Consider the following 22,507-nt stretch of genomic DNA (forward strand, 5'->3'; position numbering starts at 1 on the left):
TTAAACTTTAGGAACAGGTGCATTTTCTTCGATTAATTTTTCTTTTTTTAGCTCTTTCCAGAAATCAGCAGGAATTTTTGCGTTGAAGGAAGCCGCATTTTCCTGAGCCTGTTTTACCGTATGAGCTCCCGGAATTACGCCTGAAACAACATCCGGAGCCGCTGCAAATTGTAAAGCCGCTGTTCTTAAATCAACTTTATGATTGTTGGCAACTCTTTGTAATGAAGCTAATTTTTCTTTAACTCCGCTTGGAAAATCTCCGGCATACAAATACCGGTCTTTACCTGAAAGAAAACCTGCACACAAAGGTGCACCAACGACAATTGAAATGTCCTTTTCGGCAGCTTTCGGGAAAACTTTATTGAGATCATCTTTGTGATGAATCAGAGAATACTGGCACGCGGAAAGGAAAATATCAGGATCTGAAACTTCTATGGCTTTTAAAATAGGCTCAATGGTGTTGACTCCAAATCCCCAACCTTTAATCAAGCCTTCTTCACGCATTTTGATGAGTTCAGGCATTGCTCCTTTCGATGCAATATCAAAATACTTCAGCCAATCTCCTTTCATATCTTTATTATCCGGTGACAAATCATGAATGAAGACAATGTCTAATGATGCCACGCCTAATCTCTGCAAGCTGTCTTCAACACTTTTTCTTGCTCCTGCTGCGGTGTAATCATATTCGTAAGAAAAATTAAGTTTGCCTTTCCATAAACCGTCTAATTTGAAATCATCATGAGGTTTCAGAATTCTGCCTATTTTCGTAGAAAGTGTGTATTCGTCCCGTTTTTTGTCTTTGAGAAACATTCCCATTCTGTGCTCGCTGAGTCCCAAACCGTACCAAGGTGAAGTGTCAAAATATCGAACTCCCGCATTCCACGCAGCTTCTATTGATTGTAAACATTCGATGTTCGGATTGGCATTGAAGCCGTTTCCTAAAGCAACACCGCCAAAACCAGATTTATATTTGGGTCTGAATCTTTTTCCCAAACCTGTATTTTCAAATTGTTCCATAAAATTTTCTTTTAATAATTGTGATGCAAAAGCGGGAACAGCAGAAGATGCCATTAATCCTGCTGCTGCAAGTCCGCTGTTTTTGATAAATGTTCTTCTTTCCATTTTTAATATTTTGTTGGTGTGATGTTTATTTAAACGCAAAGGGAAACAAGGTTCTTTTTCATACACATTGTTTTTAAGATAAACTAAGCCGCTTCGCTTATTTACGAAATACAAAAATTGTATTTCTTTCCAAAGTGGAACGTCTTTGTATAACTTTAGATCATCTAAAAGTTTATAATTTCTTTGTCTAGCTTTGCGTTTACATATATTTTTTAAAACTTAAAAAGCATTGACCAGATCATCAATTGTTTTCAGTTCTTCTTTGCTCAAATTAATATCGATCGCTTTTGCATTTTGTACGGCTTGCTCAGCATTTCTTGCTCCTGCCAAAGCAATTGTGATTCCCGGCCTTTCAATTGTCCATCTCAAAACAAGTTGCCCTAAAGAAGCTTGATGTTCATCTGCAATTGGTTTAATTTTATCTAAAAGCTGATTGGTTTTATCAATGAAATCCGGCTGAAAATGAGGGAGTTTCGTTCGATGATCACCTTCCTGAAATGTATAATCAGAAGTAATTTTCCCAGTCAGCAAACCTCTTTCCAAAGGACTGTAAGCCAAGATAGATTTGTTGTTTTCGATACAATATGGAACTGTCTCTTTTTCAATATTACGATTAACCATACTAAACGGAATCTGATTGGAAACCAATTTTAGCGTTTTTTCAGCTTCTGCCATTTTTTGCGCATTATAATTACAAACTCCTGCAAAACGAACTTTTCCTTGCTCAATTAACCTAGAAACCGCCTCGAAAGTTTCGTCGATGGGCGTGGTAGAATCCGGCCAATGAATTTGATACAGATCAATATAATCAGTTCCAAGACGTTTCAGGCTTTGCTCACATTCATAGATGATACTTTCTTTTCCGGCATATTTGTACACATCAATGTCTTGTCCGTCGTTATTTTTGCTGTGCATTGCAAAATCTCCTTTCGCCAAATCCCATCGCATTCCAAACTTCGTTAAAACTTGTACTTTGTCTCGTGAAATCCCTTTAATAGCTTCGCCAACTATCTCTTCGCTTGTTCCTTGTCCGTAAATAGGAGCGGTATCTATGGAAGTTACACCAACATCATAAGACGCTTTGATCGCTTCAATTGCTTCATTTCTGTCTGTGCTTCCCCACATCCAACCTCCTGCAGCCCAAGCTCCGAAAGTGATTGCTGATATTTCTAAATCGCTGTTTCCTAATTTTCTGTATTGCATAAATTTTATTTTTATTGTGAATTGTCAATGATGAATTGTCAATTTTTTCTGTCACAAAATTCACTATTCACTATTGACCATTGACTCTATTTTACTTTTTTTCCGGCTTTGTAAACCGAGAATATTTTCTGTGTATTTTTAATATTTTCTGCAGGGTTTGCATCCAAAACAATGAAATCTGCAGTTTTCCCAACTTCAATCGTTCCGAAATCCTTGTCTATCTTCAAAGCTTTCGCTGAATTTTTTGTAGCTACCGTAATTGCCTGCAAAGGAGTCAATCCGGATTCTGTCATTAACTGTAATTCCAGATGTTCAGAAAACCCTTGAGCTCTCAACGGCATTGCGCCACTGTCTGTTCCCATCGCTACTAAAATTCCGGAATCGTAAACTTTTTTCAGATTTTGTTTGGCAATTTCAAATGCTTTCATGTTTAAAGCATAATTGGGAGCATTTTTAATACCGTTCTGATATTTTTCTGAAGTTATCATTTCGTAAACTCCCGGTTCAAGAGATTTTTTGAAGAATTCGTTGTTGATCCATTCCGGTTTTTTTGCGTAGACGTATGCGTATTCATCCAAAGAAAGTGTAGGAATATAAATGATATTTTTCACTTTCATCTGAGCCAATGTCGCATCATCAATCACTTCGCTTCTTACGCTGTGTCCGATGACATCTACACCAGCTGCAATGAGCTGTTTCAAATCTGATAAATAATAAACATGAGCAGCAACCCTCAGATTCTTTCTGTGAGCCTCAGTAATAATCGCTTTATAAATTTCAGGACTAATTTTCTTTTTAAACTTCCCGTTGAAGTCATCCACCCAAATTTTCACCAATTCAGCATTAATTTTCTTTAAACTGTCAATCTGAGCAGGAATTTCATTCACCGATTTTGGTCTGAATACTTTATCCATCGCAAAATCGAGTGGTGGAGCAGCGTTTACAACGCCAAAACCGTACCCCGCAGAATGTATTCTTGCGCCGTCGATTTCTCCCCTCGCAGATTTCTCTCTCAACCCGCTTTCGAATAGCAAAGGTCGGTCTGTTCCCATCGACATGACATTAAGAACACCATAATCCTGATATTTTTTGAGTTGAGAAAGTATGTTTTCTTCGGTGTAATTTTCAGGAACTGTCGTTGTCCCTTTTAAAGTTCCTACATGTGAATGGGCAGAAATTAAAGCCGGAATTATTGTTTTTCCCTTTAAATCAATCTTTTTTGTATCATCATTAGAAATATCATTTCCGATTTTGGCAATCTTTCCGTTGATAATTAAAACTTTTGTGTTCGCGATCGGGCTTCCGCCATTTCCGTCAAGCAAGGTTACATTTTCAAGCAGTAGATTGTTAGATTGAGAATCAGCATTTTCTTTTTTATTTTGATTGCACGAAAATAGTATTGAGGAAACTGCTAAAATTCCTGATATTTTTTTAATAAAACTCATATTTAATATTTATTTGGTTGATTCTGAAAGTTATTTTTAGACTTAAATTAGCACCTCGTACAAAGTTTGTCAATAAAATCAATACATCATTTGTAAAAACCATTTAACAATTTGTAAATTTAAAACATGAAAAGAAAGCAATTTGAGCCTTTAGAGATCGACAGTTTTGAAACAACGGTTTACCCTTTTCCTCGACACAGCCACACTTATTATGAATTGGTTTACATTTCAAAAGGAGTAGGCAATCACCATGTCAATCAAATTGTTACGCCTTACAAAACCGGTGATTTATATCTGATTTCACCTGATGATGAGCATTTCTTCGAAATCAAAAAATCGACCAAATTTTGTTTTATAAAATTTAATGATGCTTATTTTAAAGAAAACAGACATTTATCTCCAGATAATCTCATTATCGCTTCACCATTTGATATGATGCGAAATAATATTTTGAAAGAAGAAAAATTGATTTTTGATGAACCGTGCCAAAGTATTCTGCGAAAAACCGTGGAAAATATTTTTCAGTATAATGAATTTCATAGAATTTCAGATTCGCCGATTGTTTTTTTTCAAATCCTTTCTCTTTTCGGATTGATTCGTGAAGCCTCATTAAAACTCAATATAAGGATTGATAACGGTGCACCACAAAAAGATGACTTAATTTCCTATATTTATCAGAATATTTATTCACCCGAAAAAATTAGGATTAAGAATATATCGGAGCATTTTAACATTTCAAATACCTATTTCAGTGCTTATTTTAAAAGGAATTTTGATGTTACTTACCGAAAGTACATCACTGATTATAAATTAAAATTAATTGAAAGAAGAATACAGTCCGGACAAATGACTATGAAACAAATTGCTTTTGAATTTGGATTCACCGATGAAAGTCATTTAACCAATTATTTTAAAAAACTAAATAAGATGAATCCATCCGATTTTAAGCTCAAGAACACCGCTTAAAAACAATTTTAAAGAAATGTTTTGGAAATATTTAATCATTTTTGATATTTAAATTATTAACACCTTGGTGAGAATTAAGTTAAAAAAGAACTACCTTAGCGGTAACTAATAACTAATTTACATATCATGAGACAAGAAAAGATTAAACAGTGCAGTTGTGTGCTCGGGAAAGCCATGTCGGTTTTGGGGAGCAAATGGAAGCCAATAATTGTATTGGTTTTGAAAGATCAGATCTTAAGATTTGGCGAAATCGCCGAAAGGATTTCCGTAATTTCAAGAAAGTCCTAAGCAATCAACTTCGAGAAATGGAAGAAGATGATTTAGTAACCCGCCAAGAATTCAAAGAGCTTCCTCCAAGAGTAGAATACACCCTTACAAAGAAAGGTCTCGCATTGTTGCCTGTTTTAAATTTACTTGAAGAATGGGAAAAAGAATTCGATTTTTCTGAGAAAAAAGCGGATGTAATTGTTTAATTTAAATCAACTGAAATAAAAGACTTATCAAAATAAATGAGAGAAATAGATATCGAAAGCTGGAATAGAAAGGAACATTTTGAATTTTTCTCAAAGATGAAAAGTCCGTTTTTCGGATTTACAACTGAGGTTGACTGTACAAAAGCTTACGAAAGAGCTAAAGAACAGGGAGTTTCTTTTTATGCTGTTTATCTCTATAAATCTATGGTTGCCATCAATAGTGTAGAAGAATTAAGATTGAGAATCGTTGATGGAAAAGTAATTTTATATGATGAAGTTCACGTGGGAGGCACAATTGGTAGACCCGATGGAACTTTTGGATTTTCTTTTTTTGAGTATTCTGAAGATTTTGAAATTTTTAATAAAGAACTTCAAAAGGAAGTGAAATCTGTTCAAAACTCTACGGGATTGGGAATTAGCAACGATGTATTGCCCATTAATCACATCAGGCACACAACAATACCGTGGAAATCTTTCTCTGCGATGCTTCACCCAACCAATTTTGACCCGAAAGAATGTATTCCGAAAATCACTTTTGGAAAATTCAATATTCGTGATGGTAAAAAATCTCTTCCGGTTTCAATTGAAGCGCATCACGGTTTGGCAGATGGAATTCATTTGGCTAAATACTTTGAAGAATTTGAGAGGCAACTAAGTTTATAAACAAAAAAATCCTGAGTAAATCAGGATTTCTTTTATTACCAGTTATTCAAACCGTTTTCTAAAGCTTTTTTATAATTTTCTTCATCAAAAGAGTAGAGATCTGGAGACTTGTGTGCGCCGCCACGACGTTGTTCATCTAATTTTCTGAGAATACCTAAATTCTTTATTTTTCTGTAAAAATTTCCTCTGTTGAGTTCTTTTCCCAAGATGGTCTCGTAGAGTTTCTGCAATTCCGAAAGGGTGAATTTTTCGGGCAAAAGATTATAACCGATTGGTTTGTATGAAATTCTTTCTCTTAATGTCAATAATGCTTTGTCGATAATTTCACGGTGATCCATTGCCAATTCAATTTCATTAAGCTGGCTCAGATAAATCCACTCACATTTATCACTGAATTCATCTAAAATCAGATTCGCATTATCCGGATTGTATAATGCGTAATATCCGATAGAAACAAAACGTTGTTTGTGCCACAAAGAATCATCAAAATCTTCAAAATAAAATTCACTTCTTTTATTCTTTCCAAAAACGGCAAATTCTTCCAAATAGACATCAGAAATTCCAGCTCTTTCTCTCAACACTCTTTCAGCAGCAGCATCCAAATCTTCATCTTTTTTTACATATCCACCTGGTAAAAGCCATTGTTTGCGGTAGGTCATTTGAAGCAATAATACTTTGAGCTCACTTTGATCAAACCCAAAAACAACGGGATCAGTCGATAAATGCGGAATAAATAAATCTTTAGCCTCTTCGGACTTTTTTAAAAATTGCTGTTGTGGATCCATATTAATAATAAGAAATTCTTAATAAGACAAATTTAACATTAAAATTTAACTGTTGTGCTAAATTTCATGATTTGATACCAATTTTGGGAGTTTTTTATAATGATTTTTATCATTATTTCAATAAGAATCAATAAATTTTAGTTATTATTATTAATTTTAATTAATTTAAAATCAAATAATTACACATAATATTAAATTTTATTAACAATTTTTTTGTTCATCTTAAAATTTTACAGTAGACTTGTAATGCTTCTTATTGAAGCATTAAAAATAAACAACTGTCATGAATATATTTTATCCTTTTTTAGCATTTGGTTAAGTATTGCAAGGTAAATTTTTAACAGTATTTAATTTATTTACGCAATAACGTTCACAAAATTTATCTTTTTCAAATTTAATTTAAAGAAAATCTAAAAAATAACAGCTGAAAAACTTCGGCTGAAGGATAAATTTTGTCTTATAACAACAGAAACAACTATATAAAAACATGAGAAAATCTATCCTTAAAATCTCAGCTTTAGGCTTGATGCTTTCCTTTGCTTCAGTTTTTGGACAAGAAAAAACTGATACGCTGGCTGTAAAGAATGCGCTGAACGCTGTCAAAACCGAAGAAGGCGTAAAAACCGTTACAACATCTTCCAAAGAAGACAACAACAGAAACGTAATGTTGAATGCTGCCAATAACACAAGTCCGAGAGACGTGAATATCGGCTTGCCCTCAACCGTTGGAGGAATTACCATTCTTGAAAACGATTTGCCTGCCGTTTACTTCTTTTGGCCGGAACTTCCCAACAAAACGTGGAGACAAAGTGTTGGTTTAGAAAAAACCGGACTTCTGAAAATGGATCAGTTGGCAAATACAATGGGTGACCTTGGTTTTGCAGTGAATTCTTATTCTCAGACCGGAACGAAAGATTTTAAATTAAAAGGAAAACTCACTACAAGTACTTTCGGTTGGTTGCAGGGTGATGTAAATGCTTCCGGACCCATTTCTAAGAATGGCTGGACATACACCGTTGGAGCTTTTGCGAACTTTGATCCGAGTACCTATAAATTAGGCTTCGCAAGAAATGTTGATGAGACAAAGATTTTCAGAGCAGGTATCACCAAATATTTCAATGATGACAAAGGTAAAATCTCAATTTTATATAAATACGCAGATTCTTACAGCATTACCAATTACGCTGTCTTTCAGTACGGAGAAAACGGAAAAGTAACCGAGCTTGACAATTTCAGAATCGGTAGAGATTCTTACATTGTGAACGACGGAAAAATGAAAATGAAAGATATCCTTTCCGGAGAAACATATTGGGCAAATATGGCTGGAAATGACAACAGAAATACGTCTCACAACATCGATATCTTCGGTAATTATTTGCTTAATAACGGCTGGAATTTCAAATTCTCAACGAGAGCGCACTTTGCAACCGCAAAATCTTCTAATATCATTCCATTAAGTATTTTCAATGCCGGTGCCTCTGCAGGATATACAATTGCTTCTACCGGACAGCCATATTCAGGAGCCGTGGGAACGCAGTTGGCAATGCACACGCCGGCAACTCCGATTACCAATATTGCAGGACGTTTTAGCTTAAACAAACAGTTAGGAAGTCATAATGTTACTTTTGGAGTCTTAGAACAATATTATAATATCGATAAATTTACTTCTAACAGGTCATTCTTCTTTCAGACTGTTGAACCGCAACCTCAAAGATTGATCGGACCTACGACAGATGCAGACGGTTTCTACAACTACAATGCAGGAGGAGAATTCCACAGCGGAACAGAAAACAAACTTTCGGTTTACGGAACAGACGAATGGAAAGTTTCAGATAACTTCAATTTAAGTTACGGTTTACATTTAAGAAATCACATCATTGATGGCGAATATTCTTTGACTCCAAGAACCGTAGGTTTTAATTTTACAAATGAAAATCAGTTTAACCAGATCAATCAAAGCTTTTTCCAGATTGCAGGAAGTTTAAATGCGACTTATAACATCAGTAAAAACTTTGGAGTTATTGCGAATTTCCTTTATACAGAAGAAAACAGAAGACTGGAAAGTTATTCTCAGGCTTTTGAACCGAATACGAACAAAATCAAAAGTCCGTTGGGAGCTTTGGGAGTTTTCTGGAACACAGATTACATCCAGTTGATTTCTCAGGCGACTTATCTTAAAAAGAACAACAACTTGAACAGATACAACTTGGTAAACCCGGCGAATACAACTCAGGCTCAAAACGTTACCGTTTACTATGATATCCAGACGATTGGATGGACAACTGATTTTGTGGTAAAACCTTTCAAAGGATTTAATCTGCATTATCTATTGACTTTACAGAATCCGGTGTACAAAAAGTTCAATTTCAATGCTTTCGGAACAGCTTACGACTATAACGACAACAATGTGTTAGGCGTTGCTAAAGTATTAATGGAAATCGACCCGAGTTATACGGTTGACAAATGGAGATTTTGGGCAAGTTTCAGATATTTCTCAAAACAATATGCAAACCTTACGAACGCTTTATACTTTGCACCAAGATGGGAAACTTTTGGTGGCGTAAGTTATACAGTTAATAAAAATATTAATGTCGGCGCAACAGTTATCAACTTCCTGAACCAACGAGGAGCAAGCGGAACCATCAACGGCGCCGAATTGATTACCGATGCAAGTCCATACTATGGAAAACTGTTGACGGGAACTTACATTATGCCATTAACTGGTCAGTTTTCTGTAAGCTTTAATTTCTAAAATTTAAAAATGAAAAAATCAGTATTTAATATAGCCGCATTATTTTTGGGTATCACTGCATTTTCTCAAAATATCCAAACCGTTACCAATTCCAAAGGTCCGGTTTTGGGATATTCTGCAGATTCAGGCGTGAAAATCCTGACGGTTGGCGGAAATAAATTTAAAGATTTAAACAAAAACGGAAAGCTTGATAAATACGAAGACTGGAGACTTTCTGTGGACGAAAGAGCAAAAGATTTAGCTTCAAAAATGTCGGTTGAGCAGATTGCTGGTTTGATGTTGTATAGCGGTCATCAGTCGGTTCCAGCTCCTGCAGAAGGTTTCAGAGCAGGAAAATACAACGGAATGTTTTACAAAGAAAGCGGCACAAAAGCTTTTGATTTAACAGACCAGCAGAAGAAATTTCTTAAAGAAGACAACCTTCGTCATGTTCTGGTAACAACAGTAGAATCTCCGGAAATTGCCGCAAAATGGAGCAATAATATTCAGGCGTACATCGAAGGTTTAGGATTGGGAATTCCTGCCAACAATAGTACAGACCCAAGACATTCTGCAACCGTAACCGCAGAATTTAACGAAGGCGCAGGCGGACAGATTTCTCTTTGGCCGGACGGTTTGGCGATGGGCGCAACTTTCGACCCGGAATTGGTTAAGAAATTCGGAAATATCGCTGCTCAGGAATATAGAGCCTTGGGAATTTCAACCGCTTTATCTCCACAAATCGATTTAGGAACTGAACCTCGTTGGTACAGAATCGCTTATGTTTTCTCTGAAAGTCCGGAATTGACGGCAGACTTAGGAAGAGGTTACATCGACGGTTTCCAAACCACCATCGGAAGCAAAAACGGTTGGGGAAATAAAAGTGTAAACGCAATGGTGAAACACTGGCCTGGAGGCGGACCTGAAGAAGGCGGACGCGATGGTCACTGGGCGATGGGAAAATACGCAGTTTATCCAGGAAATAATTTCCAAAATCACGTAAAACCTTTTACTGAAGGTGCTTTCAAACTCAATGGAGGAACCAAAGAAGCTTCTGCGGTAATGCCTTATTACACCATCAGTTTTAATCAGGATACCAAAAATGGTGAAAACGTTGGAAACGGTTATAGCAAATATTTGATCACCGATTTACTTCGTGGAAAATACAAATACGATGGCGTAGTCTGCACCGATTGGTTAATCACGGCAGACGAACCGAAATCTCCGGGAGGATTTGCAGGAAAACCTTGGGGCGCAGAAAAATTGTCAATCGCTCAACGTCATTACAAAGTGTTAGAAGCCGGAGTTGACCAATTCGGAGGAAACAACGATAAAGCTCCTGTTTTGGAAGCCTATCAAATGGGCGTGAAAGAACACGGCGAAAAAGCGTATCGTGCAAAATTTGAGCAGTCTGCCGTTCGTCTGTTGAGAAATTTCTTCAGAACAGGATTGTTTGAAAATCCTTATGTAAACACCGAAGAAACCAACAAAATCGTCGGTAATCCTGAATTTATGAAAGCAGGTTACGAAGCTCAGGTAAAATCCATCGTGATGTTGAAAAACAAAGCCAATATTCTTCCGATTAAAGAAAGAAAAACGGTTTACATTCCGAAAAGATATTCTCCGGCAACCTTCAACTGGTGGGGAGTTTACACCGGACCATCTTTGGAATATCCTGTCGATATCGAAAAAGTGAAGAAACATTTTAACGTCACAGACGACCCTGCAAAAGCTGATTTCGCTTTGGTTTTCGTGAAAAGTCCGCACAGTGAAGAAGGCGGTTACAGTGACGTCGATGCCAAAGAAGGCGGCAACGGTTATGTCCCGATTTCTCTTCAGTATCAGACTTACACAGCAACCGAAGCCCGTGAAAAAAGTATCGCAGCGGGAGACCCTGTTGTTGCACCGAATGTTCACGACAGAACGTTCAAAAACAAAACTTCCACAGCGACCAATTTCACAGATTTGTTAGCGATAGAAAATGCTTACAAAGCAATGAACGGAAAGCCGGTTATCGTTTCCATAACAGCTTCCAAGCCAATGATTTTTAATGAATTTGAAAAACACGCAGATGCTATTCTGATGAATTTCAATGTGTCAAATCAGGCAGTTGTAGATATTGTGACCGGAAAATACGAACCTTCAGGATTGCTTCCACTTCAGATGCCTGCGAATATGACAACGGTTGAAAAGCAGAAAGAAGACGTTCCTTACGATATGGAAACGCACAAAGATTCCGAAGGTCACAACTACGATTTCGGGTACGGAATGAACTGGTCTGGTGTTATTAAAGATGCAAGAACTCAAAAATATCATAAGTAATAGTTCATCTTAAATAGGTTAATTGATGTCTTGAGACCGGGCATTATGTTCGGTCTCATTTCTTTTGACATAATATTTTGGGCAGCTATTTCCGCCTTCCGCTCCCAATCTTTTTTGCAAGACGATTTCAGTTTAAATAGAACTCGAAGGTCAAGCAAAAAAGGATTTCCGCTCAAGTCGGGCTGCGTGCAATTCGATGTTGAAATCAACAGCATTTTTGTCATTCCGTAGGAATCTAAGCTCAGTATTTCAAATATCATTGTTGAGATTCCTACGGAATGACAAACTAACTACAAAGTTTAAGAACTAAAAATCAAAACAAATCAAAATGAAAAAATTAATCATAACAAGTTTATTTCTTGCAGGTTTAACAACCATCAACGCTCAAAAATCAATTCCATTATACAAAGGAAAAGCACCGGGAACAGAAAATTGGACGCAGAAAGAAGCGCAGCAATTCAATGAATTGTTTAAAACAGAAGTCGTTTTCAATGTAGCGCAACCTTCAATGTTATTGTTCGAAGCCGATAAATCAAAAGCCAACGGAACAGTAATAGTAATTGCTCCAGGTGGCGGTTTCCAAAGTTTATCTATCAACAGAGAAGGAATTGATGTTGCCAAAAAACTAGCAGAAAACGGAATCACGGCAGTTGTTTTAAAATACAGATTATTGGAAACAAAATCCAACGACCCAGCCAAAGAAATGATGGAAAACATCAAAGACAGAAAAGCATTTGATGCGAAAACAGCACCGATAAAAGTAATGGCTGGAAACGATATCAAAACTGCTATCTCATACATCAGAAAAAATGCAGAAAAACTTAATGTAAATCCAGAAAAACTTGGTGTTATCGGATTTTCAGCTGGTGCAAGTGTGATTCTGGAAAGCGTACTTCACAGCGATGATGCTTCTACAATTCCAAATTTTGCCGCTTCCATCTACGGTGGTCCGAGTGATTCAGTTTTAGGTTACAAAATCCCTGAGCAAAAGTTGCCTTTATTCATTTGTGCAGCAGATGATGACCAACTGAAATTGGCTCCGAAATCTATTTTATTATACACCAAATGGCACGATGCAAAACAGCCTGTAGAACTTCATATCTATGAAAAAGGCGGTCACGGTTTCGGAATGGGGAAACAGAATCTTCCTGCTGATAAATGGTCGGATGTGTATTTAGATTGGCTGAAATTCCACAAATTTTTATAACATTTTAATTAAATCATAAAGATTGAATTAATTAAAATCTCACGCAGATTGAGCAAATTCACAGATAATACAATTAAAAATCTGCTTTATCTGAATAATCTGCGAGAGATTTATAGAGTCCCAAAGGGACGATTTACTAAAGGATAGGATAAAATCCTATCAGAAAATAATCAATAACTCTTTTGTGGTTAACCTAAAACAATGAAATCAATTTTTAATATAGTTTCTTTTTTTGCGGCAATGGCTGTGTCCGCACAGTCTTCTGCCGTGATTTCGGAAATGGATAAATACGTAAAACCCCGCTATTGCGTTATCGTCGATAACGATTTCGGCGGCGACCCAGACGGATTGTTTCAACTCGTTCATCAGATTCTTTCGCCTTCCACAGAAATCAAAGGAATTATCGGTTCCCATTTAAAACAAGGCGACCCGTTTGACAAATCAGATATTACTGCGGAAAATGCTGTAAAAAGAGTCAACGAAACGTTGGAAGTGATGAATTTGAAAAACAAGTTCAACGTTCTACAAGGTTCGAATGAACAATTGAAAGATTTGAAAACTCCAAACATTTCTGAAGGTGCAAAAGCAATCGTTGCCGAAGCAATGAAAGCCGATGAGAAAAATCCTTTGTTTATAGTTTGCGGTGCTGGATTGACGGAAGTGGCAAGTGCTTATCTAATGGAGCCAAAAATTGCCGACAAAATTGTTGTCGTTTGGATTGGCGGTCCGGAATATCCCGATTTGGCAACGCCACCTCCAGGTTATACGCCTTTGGAATATAATTTAGGAATCGACACCAAAGCAGCACAGGTTGTTTTCAATGAATCCAACTTAAATATCTGGCAAATTCCTAGAAACGCTTACAGACAGACTTTGATGTCTTATGGAGAGCTCATTACCAAAGTAAAACCAGAAGGAAAAACGGGAGCTTATCTTACTAAAAAGATTGAAGACCTGATGGAAATGGTTCAGAAATTCAATCTGAAAATCGGCGAAACTTACATTATGGGTGACAGTCCTTTGGTTTTGCTGACAGCTTTACAGTCTTCATTTGAAGCAGACCCATCTTCAAGTTCTTACGTCATCAAAAATGCGCCGAAAATCAATGATAATGGACTTTACGAATATAATCCGAAAGGAAGGAACATTAGAGTCTATACGCAGCTCGATACCCGACTGATGTTCGAAGATTTCTATTCAAAATTAAAATTATTCAATAACAAAAAGTAAAAAATATAGAATTATGAAGAAGAATATATCAACGCTGATAGGACTTTCTCAGAAAGCAAAATATTCAGGATTATTCCTTGCTTTATTGGCTGCATCGCCGTTTGCGAATGCTCAGACTAAAAATGCAACAGTAACGGTTGACGGAAAAACATTTAAAGATTCCAACAAAAACGGAAAATTAGATGTTTGGGAAGACACACGTCTTTCAGTCGACAAAAGAATCGATGCCATCATCAAGCAAATGACCAACGAAGAAAAAGTAAATCTTCTCATCGGAACCGGAATGCCCGGAATTGAAGTTCTGACAGGTCCTGTCGGAGATTCAAAACAAGGTTTGGTTCCCGGAGCCGCTGGTGGAACGGATTCTTTTGACAGATTCGGAATTCCAGCGACGATTGTTGCCGATGGACCTGCAGGTTTGAGAATTGCACCAACCAGAGAAAATAATTCTAAAACCTATTATGCAACTGCATTTCCAGTGGGAACAGCATTGGCTTCAACTTGGAATAAAACTCTTTTGGAACAAGTTGGAAAAGCAATGGGAAATGAAGTGAAAGAATATGGTGTTGATGTACTTTTGGCTCCGGCTCTGAACATCCAGAGAAATCCATTGAACGGAAGAAACTTCGAATATTATTCTGAAGACCCATTGATTTCTGGAAAAACTGCGGCAGCGATTGTGAACGGAATTCAGTCTCAAGGTGTGGGAACTTCTATCAAACATTTCGCTGCAAACAATGAAGAAACCAACCGTTTGACAATCAATGCTCACGTTTCTGAAAGAGCGATGAGAGAATTGTATCTGAGAAATTTCGAAATTACGGTTAAAGAATCTCAGCCTTGGACGGTAATGTCTTCTTACAACAAAGTGAACGGTGTTTATACCTCAGATTCTAAAGATTTGCTGACTCAGGTTTTGAGAAACGAATGGGGTTTTAAAGGCATTGTAATGACCGATTGGTTCGGAGGTTTCCCGGGATTTGAATCCATCAAAGACGGCGGAATTTCTGATGTGGTAAAACAGATGATTGCAGGAAACGACTTGTTGATGCCGGGAATTCCTGCTCAGAAAAAAGTATTATTAGCAGCTTTAGATTCAGGGAAATTATCTCCGGAAGTTGCGAATCTTAATGTGAAAAGAATCTTGGAATATGTTTTCAAAACACCGACTTTCGCACAGTACAAATACAGTGACAAGCCAAATCTAACTGAACACGCAGAAGTGACGAGAAACGCTGCAACAGAAGGAATGGTTTTGCTTAAAAATGAAAAAAATGCTTTGCCTTTTGCCAACAAACAGAAAGAAGTTTCGTTATTCGGAGTGACTTCTTACGCTTGGATTACGGGCGGAACAGGAAGTGGAAGCGTGAACAATAAACACACAGTTTCACTTTTGGAAGGCTTGAACGCAGCAGGATATAAATTGGACAAAGAACTGGTTGATTTGTACAAACCATTTGCTGAGAAAGAAGAAGCGGCTGAAAAAGAAAGCAGAAAAGCAAGAGGGATTTTAGCACTTCCGGGAAGATTGTCTGAAATGAAATTGGACGATGCTTTCTATACTAAAAAAGCAGAAACTTCGGAAATTGCTTTCGTTACTTTGGGAAGAAACTCAGGAGAAGGTGGTGATAGAGTAGTGAATGAAGATTTCAACTTAGCAACAGAAGAAATTGAAATGCTGGATAAAATCTCAAAAGCGTTCCACGCAAAAGGAAAGAAAGTGGTTGTGATTTTAAACATCGGAGGAGTAATTGAAACTGCGTCGTGGAAAGATAAAGTAGATGGAATTCTTTTAGCTTGGCAACCAGGTCAGGAGGGTGGACATTCTGTTGCAGATGTAATTTCAGGAAAAGTAAATCCTTCAGGAAAACTGACGATGACTTTCCCTGTGAATTACGCAGACCACGCTTCTGCAAAGAATTTTCCTGGAATTCCTGCGGATAATCCGAAAGATGTGACGTATCAGGAAGGTGTTTATGTTGGATACCGTTATTTCAATACGTTTGGTGTGAAAGCTTCTTATGAATTCGGTTATGGTAAATCTTATACAGATTTTGCTTATTCAAATATTAAAACAAATTCTAAGACTTTTAACAACAAATTAGAAGTTACGGTTGAAGTGAAAAACACCGGAAAAGTTGCAGGAAAAGAAGTGGTGGAATTGTATTTGTCTGCTCCTGGAAAAACGATTGACAAACCAAAATCTGAATTGAAAGCTTATGCTAAAACCAAAGATTTGAAACCTGGAGAATCTCAAACGATTACTTTGACTTTGAGTTCAAAAGATTTAGCATCATTTGAGACGGCAAAATCTGCATGGATTGCAGAAGCAGGAAATTATAAAGTTTCTGTTGGAGCATCATCTTTAGACATTAAACAGACTGCAGAATTCTCTGTTCCAAAAGAATTAGTGGTAGAGAAAGTTCAGCATATTTTGCCTGCGGATGAGAAGTTTGAAGATTTGAGACCATAATTCAAAAAATATAAATACGCAATTTAGCACTTCGTCAATTCGAGTGATTTTTGAAACGAAGTGGAAAAAATTGTATCGAGAATGGATAATTATACAAAAACTTCTCGATACAAATTCTTTCAGAATTTTACTCGAATTGACGATTTACAAAAAAGGAACAATTTCAGCCACAAATTTATTATCTCAAAATGAGATTATATCAACAAAAGAGGTTATCTTTAACCTCTTTTTAACTTAAATGAATGTTATGATTAATGATGTAAAGACAAATAGCAGGAATTATACAGTTCCGCTGATTACCATTACGCTTTTATTTTTTATGTGGGGATTCATCACCTGTATGAATGACATCCTTATTCCTTATCTGAAACAGCTTTTCAACCTTACCTTCTTCGAATCGATGTTGGTGCAGTTTTGTTTCTTCGGAGCTTATTTTATTGGCTCACTGATTTACTTTCTAATCTCAATGATCAGTGAAGATCCGATTAACAAAGTAGGTTATAAGAAAGGAATTCTTTTCGGAATTTTCCTTGCAGCTTTCGGATGTATTCTGTTTTATCCGGCAGCAACTTTTTCTTCTTACGGATTGTTCCTTGGAGCATTATTCGTTCTCGGATTAGGATTTACCGTTCTTCAGATTACAGCGAATGCTTACGTTTCTCTTTTAGGTTCGGCAGAATCTGCATCAAGCCGATTAAACATGACGCAGGCTTTCAACGCATTCGGAACAACAATTGCTCCGGTTTTGGGCGGACATTTAATCTTTGAATTTTTCTCCGCTGATGACGGTTCGTTCTCTGCCGTGGCAACAAGAATTCCGTACCTAATCTTTGCAGGAATTTTATTATTGGTTGCTTTATTAATTTCTCAGGTAAAACTTCCGTCTTTCCAGAGTGAGGAAGAGGAAGCTGTGAAAGGTTTGGGAGCACTTCAGTATCCGCATCTTTTATTCGGAGTTTTTGCAATGTTCTGTTATGTAGGTGGGGAAGTTGCAGTAGGAAGTTTTATCATCAGTTTTCTTGAGCAGCCACAGGTCATGAACCTTAATGAAGTGGTCAGTAAAAACTATCTTTCTCTGTATTGGGGTGGTGCGATGATCGGAAGATTTTTGGGAGCCATTTCTCTTAATCAGGCAATCAGTCAGCAGAAAAAAGCTTTATACATGATAGGTGCTGCAGCTGCGGTTTTCTTGGTTATTTTCAGCATTGTTGATTTAACATTCTCACAGATTAGCTTTTTCCTTGTATTTATTGTATTAAACTTTATCGCTTTCTTTATCGGAAAATCTGCTCCGGCAAGAACGTTATCGATCTTTGCATCGATCAACGTTTTGTTATTGATTTCTGCAATGGTAAATCAGGGCGAACTGGCAATGTACAGCATTTTAGGAATCGGAATTTTCAACTCGATTATGTTCTCTAATATTTATACGCTTGCCATTTCAGGATTAGGAAAATACACAAGTCAGGGTTCGTCATTGGTCGTAATGGCAATTTTGGGTGGTGCAATTGTTCCTATTTTTCAGGGATATTTGGCTGATATTTTTGGAGTACAGAGATCGTTTATCATTCCTGTGTTCTGTTATCTAGCCATCTTGATTTTTGGAGCTTACTGTACTAAATATTTAGGACACGTAAAACAGGATGCTGATGCGAAATCTGGACATTAAGATTTTTAATTTTATATATGAAAAAACCTGCTGTTGAGCAGGTTTTTTGTTTAAAATTATTTATATATAATTTTCATGACGTATATCTATTTGCAATAATGATTTAGGTTGTACTCCTTCAAGATATATTAAATCCAACCAACCATTGGCTTCCTTGAGACCTAAAATAAAAGCTCTCAATTCTTTTTCTGTTTTAAATGAATAAAATTTGATATAATTATTAATTTCATTTTCATTAAAGATTTCACCATTATAGAATTTTCTTACTTGGTCTGAACCGTATAAAACAGAAACACAAAATTCTTTACTCATTTCTTGAAAATGTTTTGATAATGATAATCTAAAAATATTTTGGATGGAAGAAATCTGTCGGGAAGCGATATTGATTGATTATCATACTTTAGAAAGAAATCTGAAATCGAATTATCATTTTGAATATCATTAAAATAATTAGAAATCTTCACTTTATAATCAGGTGTAATTGTCATAAACCCTTTATCAAAAGCTTTATCGTGAATTGAATTTAAACATAATCCATTGTGTGGATTTAAGCGATTCGTCTCATCAGTTTTCCAAGGTTTAATATGGCTTGCTACTAAAAAATCTGATACAGAAAGTCCAGTAATACAACATTTCAAATTATAAGATGAGAGAATTGTAGAACGAAAAAAACTTTGATTAACTCTTTGTTTGATAATGGTTTCTCTTTCTAATCCAATTGGAAAATCAAACAATTCGGCATTTATGGTATCCTCAATTTTTTTATTTTGAAATTCAGCAATAAGTACTTCACTTTCATAAGCTAGCTTTTCCCAATTTCCATTAAATTCATCCCAAACGACCTCATCTAATTTACTTCCATTACCTAACCCAACAATTCCTTGCTTTTTCAAGTCGGGGTCAAGTCTTCCAAAGTTTCCAATTTTCATATTTAGAGCAGAAGGACTTCTTCCGATAATATTAGCATATTTGATAATTATGGGATTGGTTTTACTACTATTTTTAAAAGGTACTTTACAATACACATTAAAAGCTATTATTGTTTCTTCTTTGGTCCAGTTATTACTTTTCGCCATCTGTAATTATTTCAATTTTATTTTCCAAAATCAATCGGTAAAAATTCTCATACGCTTCATTGATTAGTTCTTTTTCAATATTATCTATCTCACTTTTTAATTCGTCTTTTGTTTTTTCTCCTCCGATATATTTAATGAATTCTAATAAATCTTCTTCGTCTTGAAAATCGTCGTAATATAATTTATATAAATCATTCAAATAAGCAACTGTATTATCTGTCTGATAAAGTGGTAAAAATTGAACTAGAAACGTGTCTAAATCTTTTTCAGGATCTGGAAGTTGTATAGTTGAAGTACCTCGTAGCAAATCTCCAGGGTGTTCCCTAAATCTAAAAAAAACATTTTTCATCATATTATATGGTGTTTTTATTAGTTAGCAATTTAGTAAATCTTTCTGTATTTCCTTACCCCAAACCTTAAGGATAGTCCACCCTTGTTTCGTAAGTTCTTCATTTACTACTATATCTCTTTGAATATTTCTTTCAATTTTATTATTCCAAAATTCTTTATTCGTTTTGTGGTCATCTTTTCTTAATTCCCAATCTTTCCCGTGCCAAAATTCTCCATCAACAAAAATGGCTAGCTTAATTTTTTTAAATGTTAAGTCCGGTTTTCCATACACAGATCTATTATTCTTACGGTAGCGGTGACCTCTTGAGAAAAGAGTTTTAGCTAATAAAAGTTCAGGCTTTGTACCTGTTGATTTATTAGCCTGCATATTCTTTCGTCTTTGCTCTTTGGTCAATTTATCCATATGTCATTTAGTTAAGTAAACTTACAAACTTTATGCAAACCCGTTTCAAACCACACAACTCCTCCTTCAGTCTCAAACAAACCGTTGGTAACCAAACAACTTTTACTTTTGTTTCCCGCAAACTGTTGGAAACAAAATACAATTGGCGGAAGTTTCCCACAATCTGCTGGAGACTAAACACAAAGTTGTTTTGTTTCCTACAAAATGTTTGGAACAAAACAATAATTTATTTACATTTAAAACCTGTAAATATTATATTATTAACAATTAAAACACATTTTGTATGAAAATTACATTATCAAAACTGAGTACCAAAGATTTGGCTACTCTTTCTCAGAGATTGATCAATTCTTCAGAATCAGGAAATTTCCCTGTCATCAGCAATCATCCTTTGCTTACAGAACTCAAAACGATGTATGCAGACTACGATGAGGTTTACACCAAACAAATCTACAGTGGTAAAGGAGTGAGCGTTGCCGATGCAGACGCAGAACGGGACAATGCTTTCAGAATTCTGAAAAACTTTCTGAACGGGTACCGAAAAATGACGACTTTATCCAACTTTCAGTTTGCCGAAGATCTTTATCAGATTTTCAGACTCTACGGAATAGATATGGACAGAAAGAGTTATTCAACCCAAACCGCTCAAATGAAAAAACTCATCGAAGATCTTGAAAAACCTGAAAATATTCAAAAACTCAATACGCTTTCACTGGTAACTGCTTTTAATGACATGAAATCTAAACATGAAGCTTTCGAACTGATATTTGCAGAGCAGGCAGGAGCAAATGCCCAACTCAGACAGATGAAAAGTGCAACGGCAATCCGCAGAGATTTAGAGAAAACAATAAAATCTTTTCTCAACATCATCACCGCCATGAAAGACGTCCCAGACTGGAAACTTTTATACCTCGATTTATATGAACAGGTAAAAGCTGCAAAAAATTCTACACAAAATAAACCTATAAACAATAGCTAATCGAATTGCAAAAATTCCCCTCCTTTGGAGGGGTGGCGAAAATTCGAAGAATTTTTGACGGGGTGGTTACATAAAAGACGGGAATCTCTAAAGGTTCTCGTTTTTTATTGAACATTTGTCCACATTAAATAATTTTTACAATTTTGTCGTCGTTCAAAAACTCATCATCATTCATTGTATGACCATAAAAACTATACTTTTTAAAACTCAGATTATTGTTGGACTTTCCGTTGCGGTACTCAACTTTGCACAGAATACCAATATTAATTACGATAAAGATTTTAAGCTTAACAGAAACTATTTTCCAGTTGATAACAATTTTGCAAAAGCAGCTGTCGAAACAAAAGACGGCTACCTCATTGCAGGGCAAAATTTTGTAGAAGAAGATAATACCCAACACAATTCCGCCATTATTAAAATCGATAAGACCGGTAAACTGATTAAGAAAACTACTCTCGGAGAAAATAAAGATTACAGGAAAGAATCTTTTATGAAAACGGTTTACAGCATCAATAATAACCGATTGATACAATTAGGTTCCAAGAAAATAGATGATCGCGCCTATTTGTGGTTGAGAGAAATTAATGATAATCTTGATGTATTGCAGGACACACTTTTTGAATCTATTTCTGCAAGCGTTACGCAGGAACCGATGGTTTTTAATGTAAAAGACGGTTTTTATGTTATCTCAGAATCCGGTTTTTATCGTGATTTGGAGCTGAATATTACTTTTATTTCTAATGATTTACAGAAAGTTGATAATCATGTGATCAGTTATATTGAGCCTCCGTTTGATTTTTTCAATAAGTATGATTTTTCGGCATCACTTGCAAACAATAAGTTGTATGTCACAACAAATGGTGTTGATGAAAGAGATAAAGAAAATATTTACGCCACCAAATACAAAACGTACATTCTGGAATATGATCTCTCAACACACAAAATCACAAAACATAAAAAAGTATCTGAAGCGGATTTTCTGAGCCGAAAAGTGATTGTGCACAAAGACCTCATTTATCTAATAGGCATAAAAGATACCGGTGAACCGATGTCTAACAAAAACACCAGAAGAAATACGGTAGTAAAGGTTTTGAATATGAATTTTGAAAAAGTGAAAGAGTTCAATTATGTTCCCGCTCCTGACAAAGGGAAATTTAATGAACATCTTTATGACGCAGTTATTGTAAATGATGAGCTGCATATTGTCGGCGAAATGTATAAATCAGGAACATTTTCTAATGAATCTGTTTATCTGAAATTTGATTTGAATGGGAAGCTTTTAGACGACAGACTTTTGAAATACGGTTCTATGTATTCGGAAAACAGAATGATAAAAATTGTACCTCTCAAAAACAACGACATGATGCTTTTAGGAAAAGGTGAGGGTTGGAGAGTAATTATTAAATAAG

The 22,507-nt window shown here is 35.9% G+C and carries 18 protein-coding genes and 1 pseudogene; 11 read left to right on the forward strand and 8 right to left on the reverse strand.

What is annotated here, in order from left to right:
- The 3 genes from OF897_RS13380 to OF897_RS13390 all read right to left on the reverse strand — a co-directional run bounded on the left by OF897_RS13380 (position 1) and on the right by OF897_RS13390 (position 3,770).
- On the reverse strand, positions 1-1,122 hold the full coding sequence (locus tag OF897_RS13380; protein ID WP_267266188.1) for an aldo/keto reductase: 1,122 nt from the start codon (positions 1,120-1,122) through the stop codon (positions 1-3).
- Positions 1,123-1,341: 219 nt separating this feature from the next.
- On the reverse strand, positions 1,342-2,325 hold the full coding sequence (locus tag OF897_RS13385; protein WP_267266189.1) for an aldo/keto reductase: 984 nt from the start codon (positions 2,323-2,325) through the stop codon (positions 1,342-1,344).
- 86 nt (positions 2,326-2,411) lie between these two features.
- Positions 2,412-3,770 (reverse strand): amidohydrolase family protein, encoded by a 1,359-nt coding sequence (locus tag OF897_RS13390; protein ID WP_267266190.1) that lies wholly within the window; start codon positions 3,768-3,770, stop codon positions 2,412-2,414.
- 126 nt (positions 3,771-3,896) lie between these two features.
- Here OF897_RS13390 and OF897_RS13395 point away from each other — a divergent pair, with 126 nt between their 5' ends.
- From OF897_RS13395 to OF897_RS13405, 3 genes and pseudogenes are all read left to right on the forward strand, one after another.
- Positions 3,897-4,736, forward strand: coding sequence for an AraC family transcriptional regulator (locus tag OF897_RS13395; RefSeq protein ID WP_267266191.1), 840 nt, complete (start codon positions 3,897-3,899; stop codon positions 4,734-4,736).
- Between the two features lie 174 nt (positions 4,737-4,910).
- A pseudogene (locus OF897_RS13400) lies at positions 4,911-5,209 on the forward strand (winged helix-turn-helix transcriptional regulator).
- Positions 5,210-5,245: 36 nt separating this feature from the next.
- Positions 5,246-5,872: a chloramphenicol acetyltransferase gene (locus OF897_RS13405; RefSeq protein ID WP_267266192.1), complete on the forward strand. Its 627-nt coding sequence runs from the start codon at positions 5,246-5,248 to the stop codon at positions 5,870-5,872.
- A gap of 35 nt (positions 5,873-5,907) precedes the next feature.
- Here OF897_RS13405 and OF897_RS13410 read toward each other — a convergent pair whose 3' ends face one another.
- Entirely contained in the window at positions 5,908-6,657 is a 750-nt protein-coding gene (locus tag OF897_RS13410) for an NUDIX hydrolase (RefSeq protein WP_267266193.1), read from the reverse strand.
- 487 nt (positions 6,658-7,144) lie between these two features.
- On the opposite strand from OF897_RS13410, the gene OF897_RS13415 reads away from it, so the two are divergent.
- The 6 genes from OF897_RS13415 to OF897_RS13440 all read left to right on the forward strand — a co-directional run bounded on the left by OF897_RS13415 (position 7,145) and on the right by OF897_RS13440 (position 18,289).
- Entirely contained in the window at positions 7,145-9,409 is a 2,265-nt protein-coding gene (locus OF897_RS13415) for a TonB-dependent receptor (RefSeq protein ID WP_267266194.1), read from the forward strand.
- A gap of 9 nt (positions 9,410-9,418) precedes the next feature.
- Positions 9,419-11,710, forward strand: coding sequence for a glycoside hydrolase family 3 protein (locus OF897_RS13420; RefSeq protein WP_267266195.1), 2,292 nt, complete (start codon positions 9,419-9,421; stop codon positions 11,708-11,710).
- A gap of 328 nt (positions 11,711-12,038) precedes the next feature.
- Entirely contained in the window at positions 12,039-12,917 is an 879-nt protein-coding gene (locus tag OF897_RS13425; protein ID WP_267266196.1) for an alpha/beta hydrolase, read from the forward strand.
- 201 nt (positions 12,918-13,118) lie between these two features.
- Complete coding sequence (locus tag OF897_RS13430) at positions 13,119-14,147, forward strand: nucleoside hydrolase (protein WP_267266197.1); 1,029 nt, start codon at positions 13,119-13,121, stop codon at positions 14,145-14,147.
- A gap of 13 nt (positions 14,148-14,160) precedes the next feature.
- A complete protein-coding gene (locus OF897_RS13435; RefSeq protein WP_267266198.1) occupies positions 14,161-16,620 on the forward strand; it encodes a glycoside hydrolase family 3 C-terminal domain-containing protein in 2,460 nt (819 codons plus the stop codon).
- 247 nt (positions 16,621-16,867) lie between these two features.
- Positions 16,868-18,289: a sugar MFS transporter gene (locus tag OF897_RS13440; protein ID WP_267266199.1), complete on the forward strand. Its 1,422-nt coding sequence runs from the start codon at positions 16,868-16,870 to the stop codon at positions 18,287-18,289.
- A 60-nt stretch (positions 18,290-18,349) separates the two neighbouring features.
- Here OF897_RS13440 and OF897_RS13445 read toward each other — a convergent pair whose 3' ends face one another.
- The 4 genes from OF897_RS13445 to OF897_RS13460 are packed head-to-tail and all read right to left on the reverse strand — an operon-like array spanning position 18,350 to position 20,119.
- Complete coding sequence (locus OF897_RS13445; RefSeq protein WP_267266200.1) at positions 18,350-18,601, reverse strand: hypothetical protein; 252 nt, start codon at positions 18,599-18,601, stop codon at positions 18,350-18,352.
- Entirely contained in the window at positions 18,598-19,365 is a 768-nt protein-coding gene (locus OF897_RS13450) for an HNH endonuclease (protein WP_267266201.1), read from the reverse strand. The genes OF897_RS13445 and OF897_RS13450 overlap by 4 nt, the downstream gene beginning before the upstream one ends.
- Complete coding sequence (locus OF897_RS13455) at positions 19,352-19,717, reverse strand: hypothetical protein (RefSeq protein WP_267266202.1); 366 nt, start codon at positions 19,715-19,717, stop codon at positions 19,352-19,354. Before OF897_RS13455 ends, OF897_RS13450 begins: the two co-directional genes overlap by 14 nt.
- Before the next feature lie 21 nt (positions 19,718-19,738).
- On the reverse strand, positions 19,739-20,119 hold the full coding sequence (locus tag OF897_RS13460) for a very short patch repair endonuclease (RefSeq protein WP_267266203.1): 381 nt from the start codon (positions 20,117-20,119) through the stop codon (positions 19,739-19,741).
- Between the two features lie 283 nt (positions 20,120-20,402).
- On the opposite strand from OF897_RS13460, the gene OF897_RS13465 reads away from it, so the two are divergent.
- Both OF897_RS13465 and OF897_RS13470 read left to right on the forward strand, forming a co-directional pair.
- Positions 20,403-21,098, forward strand: coding sequence for a DUF6261 family protein (locus OF897_RS13465; protein ID WP_267266204.1), 696 nt, complete (start codon positions 20,403-20,405; stop codon positions 21,096-21,098).
- 178 nt (positions 21,099-21,276) lie between these two features.
- Positions 21,277-22,506 (forward strand): hypothetical protein, encoded by a 1,230-nt coding sequence (locus OF897_RS13470; RefSeq protein ID WP_267266205.1) that lies wholly within the window; start codon positions 21,277-21,279, stop codon positions 22,504-22,506.
- The last annotated feature ends 1 nt before the right edge of the window (position 22,507 follow it).

The sequence above is a fragment of the Chryseobacterium formosum genome (genome assembly GCF_026460885.1).
GTDB classification, from domain to species: domain Bacteria; phylum Bacteroidota; class Bacteroidia; order Flavobacteriales; family Weeksellaceae; genus Chryseobacterium; species Chryseobacterium formosus.